The 17,822-nt window shown below is 72.5% G+C and carries 13 protein-coding genes and 1 pseudogene; 8 read left to right on the forward strand and 6 right to left on the reverse strand.

The features are described 5' to 3' along the window. Positions 1 to 638 precede the first annotated feature (638 nt). Positions 639 to 1,709 carry an AAA family ATPase gene (locus tag PYV61_RS05720; RefSeq protein ID WP_275829221.1) on the forward strand — a complete coding sequence of 357 codons (1,071 nt, stop codon included), beginning with the start codon at positions 639 to 641 and terminating at the stop codon, positions 1,707 to 1,709. Positions 1,710 to 2,195: 486 nt separating this feature from the next. Here the strand turns inward: PYV61_RS05720 and PYV61_RS05725 are convergent, their stop codons facing one another. Beyond that, complete coding sequence (locus PYV61_RS05725; RefSeq protein WP_275829224.1) at positions 2,196 to 2,588, reverse strand: DUF3037 domain-containing protein; 393 nt, start codon at positions 2,586 to 2,588, stop codon at positions 2,196 to 2,198. A 14-nt stretch (positions 2,589 to 2,602) separates the two neighbouring features. Continuing rightward, positions 2,603 to 3,448, reverse strand: a complete 846-nt coding sequence (locus PYV61_RS05730) for a HipA family kinase (RefSeq protein WP_275829226.1) — start codon at positions 3,446 to 3,448, stop codon at positions 2,603 to 2,605. Between the two features lie 202 nt (positions 3,449 to 3,650). On the opposite strand from PYV61_RS05730, the gene PYV61_RS05735 reads away from it, so the two are divergent. Beyond that, positions 3,651 to 6,275, forward strand: coding sequence for a DUF5916 domain-containing protein (locus tag PYV61_RS05735; protein ID WP_275829227.1), 2,625 nt, complete (start codon positions 3,651 to 3,653; stop codon positions 6,273 to 6,275). Between the two features lie 61 nt (positions 6,276 to 6,336). Here the strand turns inward: PYV61_RS05735 and PYV61_RS05740 are convergent, their stop codons facing one another. Further along, positions 6,337 to 7,320 (reverse strand): MBL fold metallo-hydrolase, encoded by a 984-nt coding sequence (locus PYV61_RS05740; RefSeq protein ID WP_275829229.1) that lies wholly within the window; start codon positions 7,318 to 7,320, stop codon positions 6,337 to 6,339. 214 nt (positions 7,321 to 7,534) lie between these two features. Here PYV61_RS05740 and PYV61_RS05745 point away from each other — a divergent pair, with 214 nt between their 5' ends. The 3 genes from PYV61_RS05745 to PYV61_RS05755 all read left to right on the forward strand — a co-directional run bounded on the left by PYV61_RS05745 (position 7,535) and on the right by PYV61_RS05755 (position 10,088). Beyond that, the gene (locus tag PYV61_RS05745) at positions 7,535 to 7,765 is read left to right on the forward strand and encodes a hypothetical protein (RefSeq protein ID WP_275829231.1); all 231 of its coding nucleotides are present in this window, start codon (positions 7,535 to 7,537) and stop codon (positions 7,763 to 7,765) included. 242 nt (positions 7,766 to 8,007) lie between these two features. Further along, positions 8,008 to 9,513, forward strand: coding sequence for an Ig-like domain-containing protein (locus tag PYV61_RS05750; protein ID WP_275829232.1), 1,506 nt, complete (start codon positions 8,008 to 8,010; stop codon positions 9,511 to 9,513). Then, positions 9,510 to 10,088: a hypothetical protein gene (locus PYV61_RS05755; protein ID WP_275829234.1), complete on the forward strand. Its 579-nt coding sequence runs from the start codon at positions 9,510 to 9,512 to the stop codon at positions 10,086 to 10,088. The genes PYV61_RS05750 and PYV61_RS05755 overlap by 4 nt, the downstream gene beginning before the upstream one ends. 700 nt (positions 10,089 to 10,788) lie before the next feature. Here the strand turns inward: PYV61_RS05755 and PYV61_RS05760 are convergent. Further along, on the reverse strand, positions 10,789 to 14,025 hold the full coding sequence (locus tag PYV61_RS05760) for a BTAD domain-containing putative transcriptional regulator (protein ID WP_275829236.1): 3,237 nt from the start codon (positions 14,023 to 14,025) through the stop codon (positions 10,789 to 10,791). A gap of 121 nt (positions 14,026 to 14,146) precedes the next feature. On the opposite strand from PYV61_RS05760, the gene PYV61_RS05765 reads away from it, so the two are divergent. The 3 genes from PYV61_RS05765 to PYV61_RS05775 all read left to right on the forward strand — a co-directional run bounded on the left by PYV61_RS05765 (position 14,147) and on the right by PYV61_RS05775 (position 16,169). Then, positions 14,147 to 14,572 carry a hypothetical protein gene (locus tag PYV61_RS05765; RefSeq protein WP_275829238.1) on the forward strand — a complete coding sequence of 142 codons (426 nt, stop codon included), beginning with the start codon at positions 14,147 to 14,149 and terminating at the stop codon, positions 14,570 to 14,572. Next, complete coding sequence (locus PYV61_RS05770) at positions 14,560 to 15,009, forward strand: hypothetical protein (protein WP_275829240.1); 450 nt, start codon at positions 14,560 to 14,562, stop codon at positions 15,007 to 15,009. The genes PYV61_RS05765 and PYV61_RS05770 overlap by 13 nt, the downstream gene beginning before the upstream one ends. 68 nt (positions 15,010 to 15,077) lie before the next feature. Continuing rightward, a complete protein-coding gene (locus tag PYV61_RS05775) occupies positions 15,078 to 16,169 on the forward strand; it encodes a hypothetical protein (protein WP_275829242.1) in 1,092 nt (363 codons plus the stop codon). Between the two features lie 69 nt (positions 16,170 to 16,238). Here the strand turns inward: PYV61_RS05775 and PYV61_RS05780 are convergent, their stop codons facing one another. Both PYV61_RS05780 and PYV61_RS05785 read right to left on the reverse strand, forming a co-directional pair. Then, a complete protein-coding gene (locus PYV61_RS05780) occupies positions 16,239 to 16,916 on the reverse strand; it encodes a hypothetical protein (protein ID WP_275829244.1) in 678 nt (225 codons plus the stop codon). Between the two features lie 59 nt (positions 16,917 to 16,975). Beyond that, positions 16,976 to 17,822 (reverse strand): annotated as a pseudogene (locus PYV61_RS05785) (hypothetical protein); the annotation flags it as partial.

Raw genomic sequence — 17,822 nt, forward strand, 5'->3', positions numbered from 1 at the left:
GACCGGCACTGACCGGCACTGACCGGCACTGACCGGCACTGACCGGCACTGACCGGCACTGACCGGCGGTGCGGGTCGCAGCGTGGGGCGTTCTCCCGCGACATGACCGCGAGCGGTACCGCGGCCCGTCGTCCCTTGTCGATCCCGTCGCGCGGAACGTTCGCGCTAGCGAGCACGCTCCCCGCTCCGCCCGCCACCTAGCGGGCGTAAAGCAGCCCGGGTGGGGAAGCGCCGCGTCGACTGCGCCACCCACCTCGGCGTAGTGCTCCGCGCATCGCGCTGCGGCCAACCGCTCGGCCCTTCGCGTCGGCGGTCAGTAGGTAGCCCAGCGTGCCGAGGGCGACGCGCACGTTTCGCCGACTCGCCTGGTCAGCACTGCTGGATGCCGCGCCCCCCACGGTGGCGGCGCACACGAAGGTTGTACCCGCGCGCCAATAGGGTATTCAGGCCCACCGGGATCTTGCTGCAGCCGTCAACCAGGCGGATCAGACAGCACAGGGTGCGCCGCGTGCTCTGATCGCTCTCGCTCTGCAAGCGTCAATCACTCCACGAAGCCACCTTCTGTTGACATCGTACACAGAATCCGGTAAGTTGTGTCACACGGCTGGCTCTTTTCTCTCCTGTGACCCCGGGGACCGATGGACCAGAAGGCGCTAGTGGGTATTGCAGAGATCGCTGAGCTCGCAGGCGTTTCTAAGCAGGCAGTGAGCAACTGGCGTATTCGTTACGACGATTTCCCACGCCCGTTCCAGAATCTTCAGAGTGGTCCAGTGTGGGAACGTGAGAAGATCGAAAGCTGGGTGAAGAGCTTTCGAGGTCAGGAGACACATGTCATCAGCTTCATCAACCTCAAAGGCGGAGTCGGAAAGACGACAACTGCTGTTGCGGTGGCTGAGATGCTCGCGCAGGAGCACCGCAAGCATGTACTGCTGATCGATCTGGATCCGCAGACCAACGCAACCGTCACCCTGATCTCTGAAGATCAGTGGGCTGAGCTGGATGCAAATGGTCGCACGGTCGCGCAGCTGTTTGAGGATCGAATCAATCCCCACGCGACGCCTCGATTTGATATCGAGAAGGCGATCGTCCGCGGCGTTTCCACCATCGCTGATGGAATTTCGCGTCTCGATCTCCTGCCTTCGAGTATTCGATTGATCGATCTGCAGGACAGGATCCCGATGATCGCACTATCGGGAAACTTCACCGCGAATCCCCTTGAGATCCTGCGGACCGCGCTGCAGCCTGTGCTCGACCGATACGATTACGTCATTATTGATTGCCCGCCGAGTCTAGGTACGGTCACCAAGAACGGATTGCGCATCTCGACGGGATACGTAATTCCCACGATCCCCGACATCGTGTCGACCTGGGGGATCTACCAGATTGTCGACAACGTCCAGCGCTTCGCGCAGGACATTGAGCGAGCCATCCCTGCAATCGGGATCGTGGCTACTAAGGTCCAATCCAATAACCTGCACCGGCGCGTCATCGAAGATCTTAGGGCTCGAAGGCTCGGGAAGTTCAGCGAAGGCGGCCCATTGGAACAGCCTCCGCTCTTCGCGAACACAATCTCCCAAGCCGTCGCAGTCGCTCGTGGCGCCGACGTAGAAGCAGAGCTTCGTACTTTCAAAGCCAAGTACGGAGCGGCTGAGGCAGACCTGCGTAGTCTGACACAGGAGATCAAGGCGAAATGCGAAGCCAAGCGTTGACCAGACTCCTCCGCGATCTCGTTGGGCTCATTACCGAGGAGGCTGACCAAAACCCTAGGTTCGCAGAACGACTAGACACGCTTCTGGAGCCATTGCCATCTCAACCACGTGCTCGCTCGAAGCCGACGCCGGCCTCGCAACCGCTTCCTGACATATACGCCTTACTGCGCGAACGCGGAGAGGGGGAAGCGAGATCTTTGCTGCGCGAGCAACCAGCGTCTGTGCTGCGGTCACTAATTCGGAGCCATGACCTAGACGCCAATCGGCGGACACGTAAATGGAACGAGTCGGAAAAGCTCGCCAACTTCATTGTCGATGGCATCGAGAGCAGGCTCGCGCGTGGATCAGCCTTCATGAGTCGCAGTATTCCGGGACTCATCGAGCCTGATCTCGATGACCGGTAGGGCCCCCGTGCGCCGTTCCTGTAGCCCGGCGCAGTAATCCTGTCGGGCCGGAGACTGCCCTTCCCCACTGCTGAGGGACTACTCAGCCCACGTACTCCGCGTACAGCCGGTCGAGCGCGCGCGCCGGGTCGTCGCACAGCCCCGCGTGCACCGGCGAGCACTGGATCACGTCCGAGCGCGGCGCCGTGATCCAGTGGAAGCGCTCCGACGGCGGCGCCAGCGCCACCGGCCCCGCCGCGGCGTCGCCGCGGCACACCGCCTCGCACGCGTCGAGGTAGCGCGCCAGCAGCTCGGCGTCGACGTCCGGCACGCGCGCCCGCAGCGCGGCCGCGTCGCGCAGCGTGCGCAGCGCCAGGAACTCCGCGGTGCGCGCGTGCACCACGACCCCCACCGGCACGAAGGTGCCGAGGTGCGGGTGCGCGACCGCGCGCAGCACCGCGAAGTCGTACGCCTGGCGCGGGGTCGCCGATGTCACCGATGTCACCGGTGTCACCGGCGCGCCCGCAGGCGCGGCGGCGGCGCGCGGCGCGCGTCCTCCTGCGCCGCCACCGCCGCGTCGAGGAAGGCGCGCCGCGCGCGGGCCCGCGTCGCCAGGTACTCGGCGTAGCGCGCCAGCGCCGCCGCCGGGTCGGGGAGCTCGCCGGCGCCGACGGGGCCCGACGGGTCGTCGAACAGCGCGTCGGGGACGTCGGCCAGCACGCCGGCCAGCAGCGCCTCGGTCACGCGCGGCGCCAGCTCGGCGTCGGCGGCGCGCAGGTCGCCGGCGTGCGTCAGCAGGACGTGCTGCCGGATCATCGGGAAGGGCGCGCGCGTGCGCGCCTCGTCGACGCCGCGCCAGTCGTGCTGGACGTACAGCGCCGCGCCGTGGTCGATGAGCCAGGGGCGCCGCTGCCACACCAGGAGGTTCGGGTTGCGCGCGGTGCGGTCCATGTTCGTCGTCAGCGCGTCGAACCAGACGATCCGCGCCGCGAGGTCGGGCGCGATCAGGTCGCCGGCGGCCAGGACGTCGAGGTTGAACGCGCCGTCGAGGTAGCGCATGGCGATGTTCAGCCCCTCGCTCCTGCGCAGCAGCTCCTGGATCTCGGAGTCGCGCTCCATGCGCCCGAACTCCGCCGGCAGCTCCAGCAGCGCGAGGTCGGGGACGGGGAGCCCGAGCGCGCGCGCCAGCCCGCCCACCAGCAGCTCGGCGATCAGCACGCGCGCGCCCTGCCCGGCGCCGCGGAACTTGGCGACCCAGAGCCCGGCGTCGTCGGCGGTGTCGACCACGGCCGGGAGCGATCCCCCCTCGCGCAGGGGCTGGACGTAGCGGACGGCCGTCAGGGTGGGGAGGGGCACGCCGCAGAGTAACGGGGGCGCCGCGGGCGCAGAAGCCGGCCGGCGGGGCGCGCGTTGACAACTCGATGACATGCGCCCGGGGAACCTGCGTCGTCCAACCTGCAAACCCTCCGCGTCCACGCGCTGTCCCACCGTCCGGTCGCGCCGCCGGGCGCGCGCCCCGTCCCCGGGCGCGCGCGGACGACGCCCGTTCCGCCCCGCCATGCACTCCCCCCGCCTCTCCGGGTGGCGCCTCGCCGCCCTCCTCCTCGCCGCCGCCGGCACCCAGGCCCGCGCGCAGGCCAACGCCCAGACGCCGGTGCGCCCCGCCGCGGGCGAGGTCGTCCCGGCCCCCGCGCGCGGCGCCGACCGCGCGTCCGCCCGCGTCGCCGAGGCGCGCCGCGCCGCCAGCGCCCCGGCCATCGACGGGCGCGACGCCGACCCGGCGTGGCGCGACGCGCAGGTGATCGACGAGTTCCTCGAGTACGACCCGACCCCGGGCGCCGTCCCGCGGTTCAAGACCGAGGTCCGCGTGCTGTTCGACGACAAGTACCTGTACGTCGCCGCGCGCATGTTCGACCCCGCCCCCGACTCGATCATCTCGCTGCTCAGCCGCCGCGACGTGCGCACGCAGAGCGAGCAGCTCAAGCTGGTGATCGACAGCTACCACGACCGCCGCACGGCCTACCAGTTCATCCTGAACCCGGCCGGGGTGAAGCGCGACTTCTACGTCTACAACGACAACGTCGAGGACGTGACCTGGGACGCGGTGTGGGACGGCGCCGCGCGCGTGGACTCGGCGGGGTGGGTGGCCGAGTTCCGCATCCCGCTGTCGCAGCTCCGCTTCCCGAAGCGCGACGCGCACACGTTCGGCTTCATGGTGGTGCGCGACGTCGCCCGCACCGCGCAGCGCATCAGCTGGCCCCTCTACCGGCGCGACCGGCAGGGCTACGTGTCGCAGGCCGGCGAGATCGGCGGCTTCGCCGGCTTCGCCACGCCGCGCCGCCTCGAGGTGTCGCCGTACGTCGTCACCAAGAACGTCACGCAGGCGCGCACCGGCGGCGCCGCCGGCTACGCGCACCCGCAGGAGCAGGCGCTCGGCGCCGACGTGAAGTACGGGCTGACGTCCAACCTCACGGTCGACGCGACGATCAACCCGGACTTCGGCCAGGTCGAGGCCGACCCGGCGGTGCTCAACCTCGGCGCCTTCGAGCAGTTCTTCGAGGAGCGGCGCCCGTTCTTCCTGGAGGGGGCGGGGATCTTCACCTTCCGCAACTCCTGCAACGACATCGACACCGGCTGCCGCGGGCTGTTCTACTCGCGCCGCGTCGGCCGCTCGCCGCAGCTCGGCGGCTCGTTCGGCGACGCCGGGAGCCCGGTCAACACCACCATCCTCGGCGCCGCCAAGCTCACCGGCCGCCTGCCGGGCGGCGCGTCGATCGGCGTGCTCGACGCCGTGACGCAGCGCGAGGTCGGCACGCAGGGGCGCACCATCGAGCCGGGCACCAACTACTTCGTCGCCCGCGCGCAGCAGGACCTGAACCAGGGGCAGGGCGACTTCGGCGCCATGGTCACCGCGGTCAACCGGAACGCCGACTCGCTCACGTCGAGCTTCCTGCGCCGCCAGGCGTACACGGGCGGCGTCGACTTCCGGTACCGCTTCTTCAACCGGAACTACGAGCTGCACACGTCGCTGTCGGGGAGCCGCGTGGCCGGCACCGCGTCGGCCATCGCCGCGCTCCAGCGCGACGGCGTGCACCGCTACCAGCGCCCCGACGACGACATCGCGCTCGACCCGACGCGCACGAGCCTCGTGGGCGACGCGCAGCGCGTGTCGTTCAGCAAGTTCGGCGGCGGCGTGACGCGCTTCCAGTCGGTGTACCAGCGCTACTCGCCGGGCTTCGAGATCAACGACCTGGGCTTCCAGCAGCGCGCCGACGAGCAGCTGTTCCGCAACTGGTTCTCGATCAACGTGCAGAAGCCGAACCGCGTCATGCGCCAGGGCTTCTTCAACTTCAACGCGGCGGGCGGCTGGACGACCGCCGGGCTCCCCACGTTCTCGAGCTCCAACGTCAACTGGCACCTCCAGTTCCACAGCCAGTGGTGGGGGCACGTGGGCGGCAACTTCAACAACTTCGGCTCGGTCTACGACGACCGCGTGGCGCGCGGCGGGCCGGCGGTGCGCCGGGCGCCCAACTGGAGCGCGTGGGCGGGCGTCGAGAGCGACTACCGCAAGGCGGTGACGGGCTCGTTCTTCGCGGGCAGCCACGGCAGCGACGAGGGGAACTCGCACGGCTGGTACGTGAACCCGTCGGTGCAGGTGCGCGTGGCCTCGCAGTTCTCGGCGTCGGTCGGCGCCAACTGGGACCAGTCGGTCACCGCCGCGCAGTGGTTCGCCAACTACGGCGCCGCCGGCGCCGACACGACGCACTACACCTTCGCGCGCCTCGACCAGAAGACGCTGTCGATGACGACGCGCCTCAACTACACCGCGTCGCCCACGCTGTCGTTCCAGTTCTACGGCCAGCCCTACATCTCGGTCGGCGACTACTCGGACTGGCGCGAGCTGGCCAACCCGCGCGCGGCGCGCTTCGCCGACCGCTTCCGCCCCTACGGCGAGGGGCGCGACCCGGGGGGGCTCGACTTCAAGCAGCTGCGCACCAACTCGGTCCTGCGCTGGGAGTACCGCCCCGGCTCCACGCTCTTCCTCGTCTGGGCGCACGGCCGCGACGCCTTCACCGACCGCCAGAACGACCGTCTCGACGTGCGCCGCGAGTACCAGGACCTGCTGGGGCTGCACCCGAACAACACGTTCCTGGTCAAGCTTTCCTACTGGCTGAATCCCTGAACGGCGGGAGTCGTCACTACGGGAGTCGAAAGAGCGGGAGTCGTGACGGCGCAGTGCGCTCTTACGACTCCCGCTTTTCTGACTCCCGCTTCTTCAGATATCTGGCCATCCCGGCAGCCTGCATGTACGACGGGTTCGCCAGCTCGTACGCCTCGGTGAGGGCGGCGAGCGCCGCGGGGTCGGCGCCGGGGAGGGCGCGGGCGAGGGCGGCGGCGCCGCGGTCGGCGACGGCGGGGCCGAGCGAGGCGGGGTCGGCGTCCGGGGCGTCGAGGCGCCCCTCGACCCAGCCGGCGAAGGCGTGCAGCCGCGCGTGCAGCTCGTCGAGGTGCCACTCCGGGTCGGGCGCCGCGCCGAAGTGCGTGAGCAGCAGGCGCGCGGGGGCGAGGGCGCGCAGGCGGCGCAGGCTCGCGTCCCACGCCGCGAGGTCGACGTCGGGGGGCGGCGTGGGCGCGCGGAGGTGCGGCGCGCCGGAGAGGCGCACGCCGGCGACGTCGCCGGTGTAGACGTCGCCGGTCGCGCCGTCGTGCAGCGCGACGTGGTGCGACGCGTGCCCCGGCGTGTGCCACGCGGTCAGCGCGCGCCCGCCGCCGAGCGGGATCGCCTCGCCGTCGGCGAGCGTCGACAGGCGGTCGGCGGGGACGGGGAGGAAGGCGCCCCACAGCGCGTCCATCCGGTCGCCGTAGATGCGCGACGCGCTGGCGATCAGCTTCGACGGGTCGACCAGGTGCGCGGCGCCGGCGGGGTGGACGTAGAGGCGGGCGCGCGGCGCCTCGCGCAGCACCGCGCCGGCCGCGCCGGCGTGGTCGAGGTGGATGTGCGTCACCACGACGTGCGTCACGTCGGCCAGCGCGTGCCCGGCGGCGGCGGCGGCGTCGCGCAGCGCCGGGAGCGTGGAGCCCGGCCCGGTCTCGACCAGGACGCGCGCGTCCCCGTGGGCGATCAAGTATGCGGCGACCGCGCCCGACACTCCCTGGAAGCGCAGGTCGAGCAGGGAGACGCCGGGGGCGAGGGTGGTGGCGACCGGCGTCGCGGCGACAGGCGGCATGGCAGGCGGCGGGTGGTGGCGGCCGGACGCCGGCCGACGAACGCTGGCGGGGACGCGGGGTAGCATAGCACAGCCCCGGCACGCACGGCACGCCACTCGCATTCCGAAGCAGTGAGCGGCAGGCAGCAGCAGCGAGCGGCTGTGAGCAGCTGTGAGCAGCACTCGGCAGTGGCCACGCACGACGCGCCCGGGACCCGTGAGCACAGGAGACCGCATGCCCCGATTCACGTTCGCCCTCGGCAAGGCCGGCACGCTCCGCGAGGCGGGAGAGGTGCAGAGCGACACCTTCGACGACGCGCTCGAGGCCATCGCCGAACAGGCCCTCGTGCAGCTCGGCGACATGCTGGAGATCGGCGTCCACGGCTTCCCGCCGGCCCGCTACGAGCTGGTGCGGACCGGGAAGAAGACGAAGGGGTGGAAGCCGACGAACCAGCTGGCGGCCTGATCTCGGTACGCTACAGAACGAGCGGCCGGGCGCCCTGCGCGCCCGGCCGCTCGTGCGTTCGGCCGGCGTCAGAGCGACTTGACGCCGGTCTCACGCCCCTTTGACGCTCGTCCGCCACCCTCCGGGACGCGTCGACGGCGCCCGGCCGTCGGCCTTCATCTCCGACATCGGGGTGGGTAGCCGCGGCCCTCGGGCCCCCTCCCTCGCGAGTCGGAACGTCCCTGCCGGAGGAGGATGCTCTGATGACCAAGTCGCTCATGCGGGCTATGGTCCGCCTGACCGCACTCGCGATGCCGCTGGCTTTCTGCACCAAGGACCCTGCGTCGCCGTCTCAACAGTCGCCGCCGCCAGCCCCCGCGCCGTCCGGATCGGCCGTCACCTCGGTCGGAGTCATCGGCCTTCCGTCGTCCATGACCGTCGGCCAGCGAGTCACTGTCGCGGCGGTGGGGCGTGATCGGACAGGCGAAGTGGTCGCGAGCGCCCGACCGACCTGGATCTCGTCGAGCACCGCCGTCCTGAGCGTCGACGCGGACGGAGGCGTAGTCGCCCTTGCTGCCGGAGGCGCGACCGTCACGGCAACCATCGCGGGCGTGACGGGGAGCGCCGCGACCCAGGTGCTCGCCCCGGCGCGCCCTGCGGTAGCGTCGGTGGCCGTCTCGCCGGATGCTCCCTCGATCACCGTCGGGCAGGAGGTCCGTCTCACCGCGCTCGTCCGTGATGCGAGCGGAGCAGTGCTTTCCGACCGGGCCGTCGCGTGGGTCAGTCGCGGTCCCGTCATCGCGACGGTCAGCGACGCCGGACTGGTGCGGGGCATCACGCCGGGGACGGTGACCGTCGAGGCGATCGCGGAGGGCATCAGCGGCGCCGCGCGCGTCACGGTCACTCCCGCCGGCGGGGGTACAGGGACGCCGCCGACCGGGGGGACGGTCAGGCTCACGCCGTCGACGCTCCGCTGCCTGCCGGGAGAGAGCGTGTCCATCTCGGCGGCGCCGGTCGACGCCGCGGGAGCCGCTGCGCCCGGGCCCGTGATCTTCAGTAGTAGCGCCCCGTCGGTTGCCAGCGTCGCCTCGACGGGCGTCTACGACGGCATCGTCCGCTGCGCGAGTGTCGGGTCCGCCGTCATCACCGCGGCCGCCCCGGGACGTAGCGGGACGGCGACCGTCGTCGTCAGTGCCCCCCAGCCGCCGACCCCCACTCCGACCCCGACCCCGCGGACGTTGACCATCGCCGTCACCAACCAGCTGCTGGCACCGGTGAACGTCACCGTCAATGGGACGGTCGTCGGCAGCGTGCCCGCGCAGAGCACCCGCCAGACGACGACCACGGTCGCGAATGCGGTGGTCGGCTGGTCGCTCGTGCGCCCGGTGCTCGGCGGGCAGCCGCTCGGCGTCTCGATGAGCGGCAGCTTCGCATCCGTGACGAACACGGGCCAGACCGTCGCCTTCACGGTCGACAACGACGTGGGCGGCACCCCGTACTTCGCCCCGCTGGTGACCAACCGGACGGCCACGACGCTGCTGCTCGGCGTGAACATGGGGCTGAACTCGGAGAACCGGTGCAACTGCACCGCGTCCGTCGGCGCCAGCCGCGTGTTCTTCGGATACTACCGCCTGTTCTCGAACAGCAACGTGCAGGCGTTCCGCAGCGGAAGCGGATACGTCGGTCGCTACACGTACTTCGACGGCTTCAGCGGACTGGTGCAGCAGGGAAGCGGGGCGATCGAGCTCACGTTCACGCTGACGCCGTGAGCGCGCGCGCCTCGCGCCGCCGGCGGCTCGCCGCGGCGCTCGTCGGCGTGGTCCTCGTCGGTGTGCTGTCGGCGGCGCCGGTCGTACGGACGCGCGGCGGGGGGATGCCTGCACGCGCCGCCGCCGCCGACGAGCAGGCGGGCGAGCACGCGCGGCGCCACGACTGGCACTACCGGGGGGACGCCGCGCCCGACGTGCGCTGGCTCCTCGGCCGTGCGACGGGTTGGCGCCTGCCGTCCTGCGACTCGTGCCTGGACGGCCGCACCCCGGACCTCCGGCTGTCCGCCGCCGTCCGGATGGAGTCGCGCGTCGTGTCGGCCGCCCAGCATGCCTGGGCGGCCGAGGCGCACGCCGTCGCGGGACGCACGCTCCTCGCCGGACGCGAAGCCGAGTGCGCCCGGCGGATCCTGCAGTTGGGCGACGACCGCTGCCCGTCGGCGCTACCGGGGCTCCCAGCTGCCGGGGGCGAGGAGGTCGCCGAACCCGGCGCAGCATCCGTCGCTGCACGAGAACCACCCTGTTACGTGCATGTGGAACGGTACCTTGCCCTTCGCCGCCGGCGCGAGTGCCCCTGATGACGTCGTGGCCCGCATCTCCGGGAAGCACTCGTCGTGTTGCGGGATCGAGTCGGGGCGCCATCTCGCCTGGTCTCGATCCTGGTTGTCCATCACGCAGCGCTTCAAGACCCGCGCGACGGTCACTCCGGTGCGCTCGTTGATGAGAAGGCTCACGTGCCGGTTCCCCTGTCCTGGGCCGACCCACTGCCCCACCCATTCCCCGGGCCGAGCCGGCAGTCCGGCGATCGTGGCGTTCTCGGAGGGGGCGATCCGGTATCGGGCGACCAGGAAGAAGGCGGTGTCGAAATCGGCAGAGTCGAGGTGGCGCACGTCCCGGGCGGGCCGGACCTGGAGCCGCAGCCTGTTCTTCGCGGGGGTGCAGGCGCCCTTGCAGTCGATCTCGTCGTGACCGGCCTGTGCGTCCCCGACCTCCTCCCAGTGATCCCGCTTGTGTGCCTGCCGGGCCGCCGCCTGCCCGATGCTTCCCCGCGCGAGCCCTCTCGGCCTGGGTCGCGCCTGCGCCGGCGCATCGGCACGGTCGTCGGACGTCGCGCTCGTGGGCGTCGCGCTCGTGGGCGTCGCCGTGTCGGCGCTGCCGGCCTCGGGCGGGCCGCCGCATGACGCGAGGGCCCAGAGGCACGCCACCGCGAACACGATCGCGTGCGCGGCGGTCGGGCGTGTGCGACGATTCGGTGTGCTGTGCATGAGAGGGTCGGGTTCACCTGCGAGCGACGGACGCAGTTCCCGAGGCCGGGTGCGTCTCGTCTGGGAGCAACCACCCGTCGGCCGAGTACCAGAGGGCCCGGGCGGCAAGGGTCCACCTCTGCGTCGAGGCGGAATCCCCGAACCGGCGATCGAGATGTGCGGCGAGCGTCAGCAGGCGGGGGAGCGCCGCGGCGCTCTCGACGTAGTCGAGTAGTCGCGTCGAACTCGTCGACAGCGCGTCCAGCGCGTCGGCCGCCACCTCTCGCGCGGCCGCGGAGTCACCGACGGCCATCAGCAGCGCGGCCATCTGGAGCGAGACGTCGATCGTCAGGCTCCCCGGCACGGCGTCGACCCGCGAGGCACGGAAGCTCGCGATCGCTGCGTGCAGCCCCACCATATCGCCGCGCTCACGGTAGCCGTGCCAGGAGAGCAGGAAGTCGGACGGCAGCCCCGCCGTGTCGACGCGGGCCGCGCGCAGCTCGCGGTACGCGAGGCGAAACGGAACGCGCAGGACGGCGCCGCGGACCGCCGCGCGCTCCGTGCGGGGCACGGTGGCATCGACCGCCTGCAGCAGGCCGCGCGCGGACCGAGCGACCGAATCGGGGGACGCCCCGAGCGCCGCCATCGCGACCAGTGAGGCAGCAGCCGAGCGTACCGCGTGAGGCGGGGAGAGCGGGACCGGAACGACGACGTACGGGTCCTGGCCGATCGCGGCCGCCCGCAGCAGCTCGGTCGTTCGCTGCGCGCGCCCCAGCAACGCCGCCACCGGCGCCAGCATCTCCGCGAAGCCCGGCGACGGCCGAGGGTGCGCGCCCAGCAGCGAGTCGGCCTGACGCGCCGCCCGTTCGAAGTCGCCGGACTTCAGGAGCAACCGCGCGCGCGCGATGCCGAGTCGGAGCCGTTGCTCCTCGTCGCGCGACGCGGCGAGCGCCCGGGCCGTGGCGCCCAGCGCGCCGTCGGCGGGGCGGTCCTCCGGGGTGATCTGCCCCACCTGCTCGAGCGCGATCGCGAGCGCCTCGAGCGCCGACGGGTTGCCGGGCGAACTCGCGACCCAGCGCCGAGCGACGTCGCGCAGCCTTCGTCGGTTGAACTGGATCGCCCGGGTGCGCGCCGCGATGTCCCGCCGGTCGCCGCCGGCCTGGATCTCCGCGATGGTCAGGGGCACGAATCCGATGGTGTCACCGGCGAGGCTCGGGAAGCCGGCGAACCGCGTCGTGTCCGACCCGTCGACGGCGTAGCCGAGCCGCGGGCGAGCCGGCTCGGTCGTGAGGATGCGCGTGAAGCGGGCGAACGCCCATCCGCGCCGATCTCCGAGAAAGGATGGCGCGAGGTCCAGCGCGCGCTCGTACGCGCGCGCCGCCGCGTGATAGCTGCTCCGGAATCGCGGTCGCTCGGCCCCCGCCGGGCCGGGGAGCACCAGGGCGTCCTGCGCCTGGCAGTCACCGAGGCCGAGCCAGGCGCCGAAGTCATTGGAGTCCCGCGCTATCAGCTCACCGTAGCGCTGGCACGCCCTGTCGTGGTGGCCCGACGCTATCGCGAGGAGCGCCTCGGCCGCCGTGCGTCCGTGGACCGGAAGCCGGTCCCGGAGCGACCACGCATGGAGCGCCGCCGCCCGTCGCTCCGCACTCGACGCGTCGTCCGACCATGCCAGCACCTGCGCGAGCTGGAGGGCGGCGGGCGCGAAGGCCGAGTCCAGGCGGATCGCCTGCGCGAGCTCGTGGCGGGCCGTCACGAGGTCCCAGCCGGAGAGTGCGGAGTCCCCGCGACCGAACGCGCGCCATGCGTCGAGGACGAGCGTCGGAGCGGGCCCGCCTGCGGCGTCGGGCGCCACGCCGAGCAACGTGGTCGCCAGCGCGCGGAACGCTTCGTCGAGCGCTGCCATCTCCCCGGCGACGCGCACGACGCGCTCCCGGGTCAGATCGGCGGTGACGACGTCGTACAGCGCGGCGTGCACGCGAACGCTGTCCCCGAGGCGCGCCGCGCTCCCCCACACCAGGTGGCGAGCGCCGACGCTGCGGGCGAGTGCGAGGGCCGCCTCCAGCGACGGCGGCGCGCCCTGTCGGAGCAGCTGATCGGCGATCCGGCGGCTGTCCGCCAGCCTGACGCCGGACCAGCGCCCCAGGTGGTCGGCGAGCAGCAGCGCGGACTGACGGCCGTCGATCGGGCCCGGGCTACCCTCGTCGGCGAAGGGCAGCACGGCGTAGGTGCGCGCATCCAGGGCCGCCGACCGACCGCGCGCCCGGGCAAGCACCCCCGTCAGGAGCGCCCCGCAGATCGCCAGGAGGGCGAGGCGTGCGACGCCCGCTCGGCGCGATTTCCATCCACGCGCCCGCGCGACGCCCGCGCTCGACTCGCGCCCCAGCGCCGGCACCGCAGGCGCGGTCGGATGCGCCGGCTCTTCCGTCGCGGAACGCCACGCCGCCGACACGCCTGGATCTCGCGGGGTGGGAGGATCGTCGTCCTCGGCATTCGGCGGCGCCGCCGGTCGCTCGGCGGTCGCCGGGACGATCGTGACGTGGGGACGGGCAGCCGGCGCGCCGTCGCGGAGCCATTCGACGACGCGGGCGACCTCGCCGGGCAGCGCCACGTCGAGCTCCTGTCGTAGGAGCGCCTCGTACACGCGCCCTTGGCGCAGGGCACCCGGCACGTCACCCGCCGCGGCGTGCGCCCGCAGCAGCCCGACGGCACCCTGCGCGTCCAGCGGGTCGGCGGCGGCCACCCTCTTCCAAAGCGTCAGGGCGTCGTCCCACGCTCCGCGCGCAGAGGCCCGCTCGGCCAGCACCCGCGCCGCGGCCACGTACTGGGCCTGGCGCGCTCCGCGCTGCTCGTCGATCCACCGCTCCAGCTCCGACGCGTTGCCGAGGTGCACGCCGTCGAGGAACGGCCCCCCGTACGCCTCGACCGCCTCCTCCAGCGCTCCGCGGAGCACGGCGGCGTCGAAGGCGGAGACGTCGGCCGCCACCACGTCCGGGTTCAGCCGCAGCTCCGCCTGGCCGAGCACCACGTCGGGCTGGCGGAGATCGCGGCGGAGCGCGTGCAGCGTCTGCCGAAGCACGTTGCGCGCACGGTCCTCGTCGCTCTCGGGCCAGAAGAGCGCGACCAGTCGCTCGCGCGGCATGCCGCGCTCCCCCGCCACCGCCAGCGCAGCCATCAGGGCCAGTGGACGGCGCTGCGTTCCCGCGCCGCCGACCGGCGGCACGCCGTCGAGGGACAGCCCTCCGAAGGCTCTCAGACGAAGCGTCGGCGGCATCTAACGGCGGTTTGACAGCCGGCTAACGGGGGCGGCCTACGCTACGCCCCGCCTTCCGGACCCGCAACCCGTCGACCCGACGGCGCGCCCCGGCTCTCGTCCCACCGCATCGGAGGTCACCATGCGCTCCCTCTCCTCGCTCTTCGCCATGTTCGCCGCGCCCGCCCTTCTCTCGACGTCGGTCGCCGGCGTCATCGGCGCCGGCGACGCGCCGCTCACCCCCGGGGGCGCGGTGGACGCTGCGGACCTGGCCGCCGGACGCTGCGCCGGCCCCACCTCCGAAACCGCGCGCGTCAACGCGTACGCTAGCGCGACCTGGCGCTTCTGCTTCAGCGGCGCCGGCCAGGCGCGCATCCGGGTCGACGGCGACAACGACACGGACCTCGACTGCTTCGTCTACGACGAGAATGGGCGGGAGATCGCACGCGACGACGACGAGACCGACTACTGCGTGCTGAACTGGAGCAACGGCGGCCGCCAGATGGTCCGGCTGCGCATCGAGAATCTCGGGGACGTCTACAACCGCTACCAGCTGTGGACGAACTGACCGCGCTCACTCGCCACGCCCCCGACACGAGGACGTTGACAATGCGACCCCCTTCTCGTCCGCGACGTCTCGCCCTCAGCCGCGCCCGCTTCCTCGCGCTGCTTGCAGCGAGCGTCACGCTCACCGCCTGTCCGGAACTCGCGACGGATCCCGCAGGCGGCGTGGATCCGTGGGCGGACTACGACCGCCGCTACCCAGGCCTCGGCGTCCTGTTCGTAGAGTTGGGGCGCGGATGCCCTACCACGACGCTCGAGGTCACGATCGACAACGTGAACCAGGGACGGACCACGCTTTCCGCCGGCGGACGTGTGGAGTACGGTGTCGCGGCGGGAAACCGGGCGGTCTTCGTCCGGGACGTGACCAACGGGGGCTACTGGCCCACCAGGTCCATCCAGATGTCGACGCGGACGCTGTTCACCTACACGCTCGACTGCTGACGCTCGGGGCGCGGCCGCGCGGGTCGCGGCCGCGCATCCCCCGATCCACCACACATCCGGAGGAGCCAGTGCCTGACCATCAGCTGCCGGCCCGTCGTCCCGCGCGTTCGACGATCGCGCTGCTCGTCGTTGCCGGCGCGGGGACGTCTGGCGTCGCCTCTGCTCGCCCGGTGCACGCGCAGGCCGCGCAGGCAGTGCAGAACCTACCCGACGCCGTCGAATCGCAGCGGCGGGCCGCAGTCGCGCGCGTTCTGGCTGTCCTGGATCGCGGCCGTACCGGCTCGGCGGCGATCGCACGGGCGGGAGGGGATCTCGAGGACGCACTCCGCCGAGCGTCCGAGGCGGCGGAGCGCACACTCGAGGTTCCGCGCGGCGCCGCGGGAGCCGCCGTGCTGGAGGCGCGCCTGCGTGAGCTGCGGCGCACGATGGACGAAGTCGAGACGCGGACCGCCGCCAGGGCGGCGAACTTTGCTCCCGCCTCGGCTGACGCCACGGAGCTCGACGCGCTGCTCGAGGACCTGCGGGCGGCCCGGTCAGGGATCGTGCCCGCGCTCTTCGGACCCGCCGTGAACTTCACCCTCGGCTACAACGCGACCAGAGCTGCGTCAGGCCGACGTGGGTGGGCGCAGGACGTGGAGTTGGGCACGAACCTCGTGGGCGCGGTGGCAGGCGCGGTATTCGGTGCGCTGGCCGACGCGAAGCTCGGGACCTACCTGAAGCAAAACCTCGCGGTCAACGTGGGCATTCCCACGGTCCGCGGCCGTCGCATCACCTCGACCGCCGGCATTGCGCTGGGCGAGCTGCCCGCAGGCAAGGTCGTGGTCTGGCCGACGCTCGCCATGACCCAGATGGACACTGCGGACCGGCGGATTCCTGCGGAACTCGGACGGAGCGTACCGGACCAGGCGACGTGGTCTGCGCCCGCGTTGACGCTCGGCGTCCTTTACACGGAGAATCTGGGCTGCGTTCGAGAAGGCAAATGCTTTCCGCCAGTCCTGGTGCTCGGCGCCACCGTTCCGCAGTACTACCCCGGCAACCCCTACGCCGCCATCGCGGCGCTTTTCGGCGACGATCGTGAGAAGTACCGCCAGACCGGTGGCTGGCGCCTGACGGCGGGGCTCGCGGTGCCGCTGCGCGGTCTCACCCGACAGCCCCAGTAGGAACCGACCGATCGACGGCCGGGCGCCTCGCGCGCCCGGCCGTTTCGCGTCCTCCAACCCCGCCCCGCCTCAGAGGTTGTCGAGCAGGTCGTCGATCGCGCGGCTGCTCGCGTCGCTGAGCGTGCCGCCGGTGAGGATCTTGTGCAGCACGTCCACCGCCTCCGCCGCCAGGTCGTCGGGGTGCTTGCGATCGGCGGCGAAGCGCACGATGTGGCCGAGCAGGACCGTCTCCAGCTGCGGGCCGTCCCCCTCCTCCTCGTCGGCGTCCTTGAGCGAGTCCTCGTAGCTCGGGACGCTCGCCTTCCACGGCTCGTCGGCGTGCGCGGCCTCGCTCAGCGTGCCGCTGGGGATGAGCGCGAACAGCCGGCACTGCAGCCCCGGCTCCTCCTCGTACGCGAACAGGCCGAGCGGCACCGGCTGCTGGAACAGCCCGAGCCCGAGCAGCCGGTCGATCGCCTCCGGGTCCATCGCGCTGCGCGCCACCAGCCGGTCGCCGATGAAGGCGCCGAGCACCGAGCCCTCGGGGGCGCGCTCGTCGTCCAGCCGGTCGACGCGGATCGCGACGGGCTGCGCGGTCGTGATGAAGACGGCCGGCCGCTGCGGGCCGTCCTCGTCCTCGTCGTCCTCGCTCTCGTCGTCCTCGTCCTCGTCGTCGTCGCCCGCCTCGTCGTCGTCGCCGTCCCCCGCGAACTCGTCGTCGGGGTCGTCGCCATCCTTGAAGGGGTCGTACGGTTCCTCGGACTTCACGACCGGTGCTCCGGGGGCAGGGGGGATCTCGTCACGGCCGTAAGATAGCGCCGACGTCCTCAGCGGGCGGCCCCGAGCGCGCTCGGGTCGGTGCGCTCGAACACGCGCCCCAGCCACCCGTGCAGCGGCCGCAACTCGAGCAGCGTCGCCGCGCTGAGCAGCGCCGCCGCCGGCGCCAGCGCCCACACCCCCAGCGCCGGGCGCAGGGCCCACGCCAGCGCGGCGGCGGCCGCCGCGGGGAGGGCGAGCACGAGCGACGCCACCGCAAGCGCCACCGTGGTCGAGAGCAGGTTCTGGCCCATCGCCTCGACCCCCCGCGGCCCCATGGCGGGGCGCACCCACCCGGGGTAGAGCAGCGCCGCCCCGTTCTGCACCGTCAGGCTGGCCGCGTTCACCCCCGGCAGCCCGAGCACCGCCGCCGCCAGCCCCGCCCCCCGCTCGACGTGCGAGAAGCCGAGCGCGAACGGCGCCCCCAGCGACGCGAGGTACAGCAGGAGGAGGATCGCCAGCTGCGCCGCCGTCAGCGCCAGCGTCGACGCCAGCACCTCGGCGCGCACCACGTCGCGCCCCGCCAGCGGCCACGCGCGCAGCACCGCCAGGTGCGCCAGGTCCTGCCGCAGGTCGAAGCGCACCCACAGCGGGCCGGCGGCGAGCAGCATGGTCAGCCACACGCCGACGACCACCGTCACGATCTCCGCCAGCCGCGGGTCGCGCGCCGAGAGCACCAGCAGCCCGGCCGCGACCACGCCGTAGAGCGCGAGCACCCGCGCCAGCGCCGTCGCGCGCAGCGCCGCCACCGCGTTCTTCCACACGATGGCCAGCGCCGCCGGCCCGGTGGGGGCGAGCGGGGGCGCCCACCGCCGCGCGGGGGGCGCCGGCGCCGCGTCGTCGTCGGCCGCGAGCCCC

The sequence above is a fragment of the Roseisolibacter sp. H3M3-2 genome (assembly GCF_029211165.1).
Classification (GTDB): Bacteria; Gemmatimonadota; Gemmatimonadetes; order Gemmatimonadales; family Gemmatimonadaceae; genus Roseisolibacter.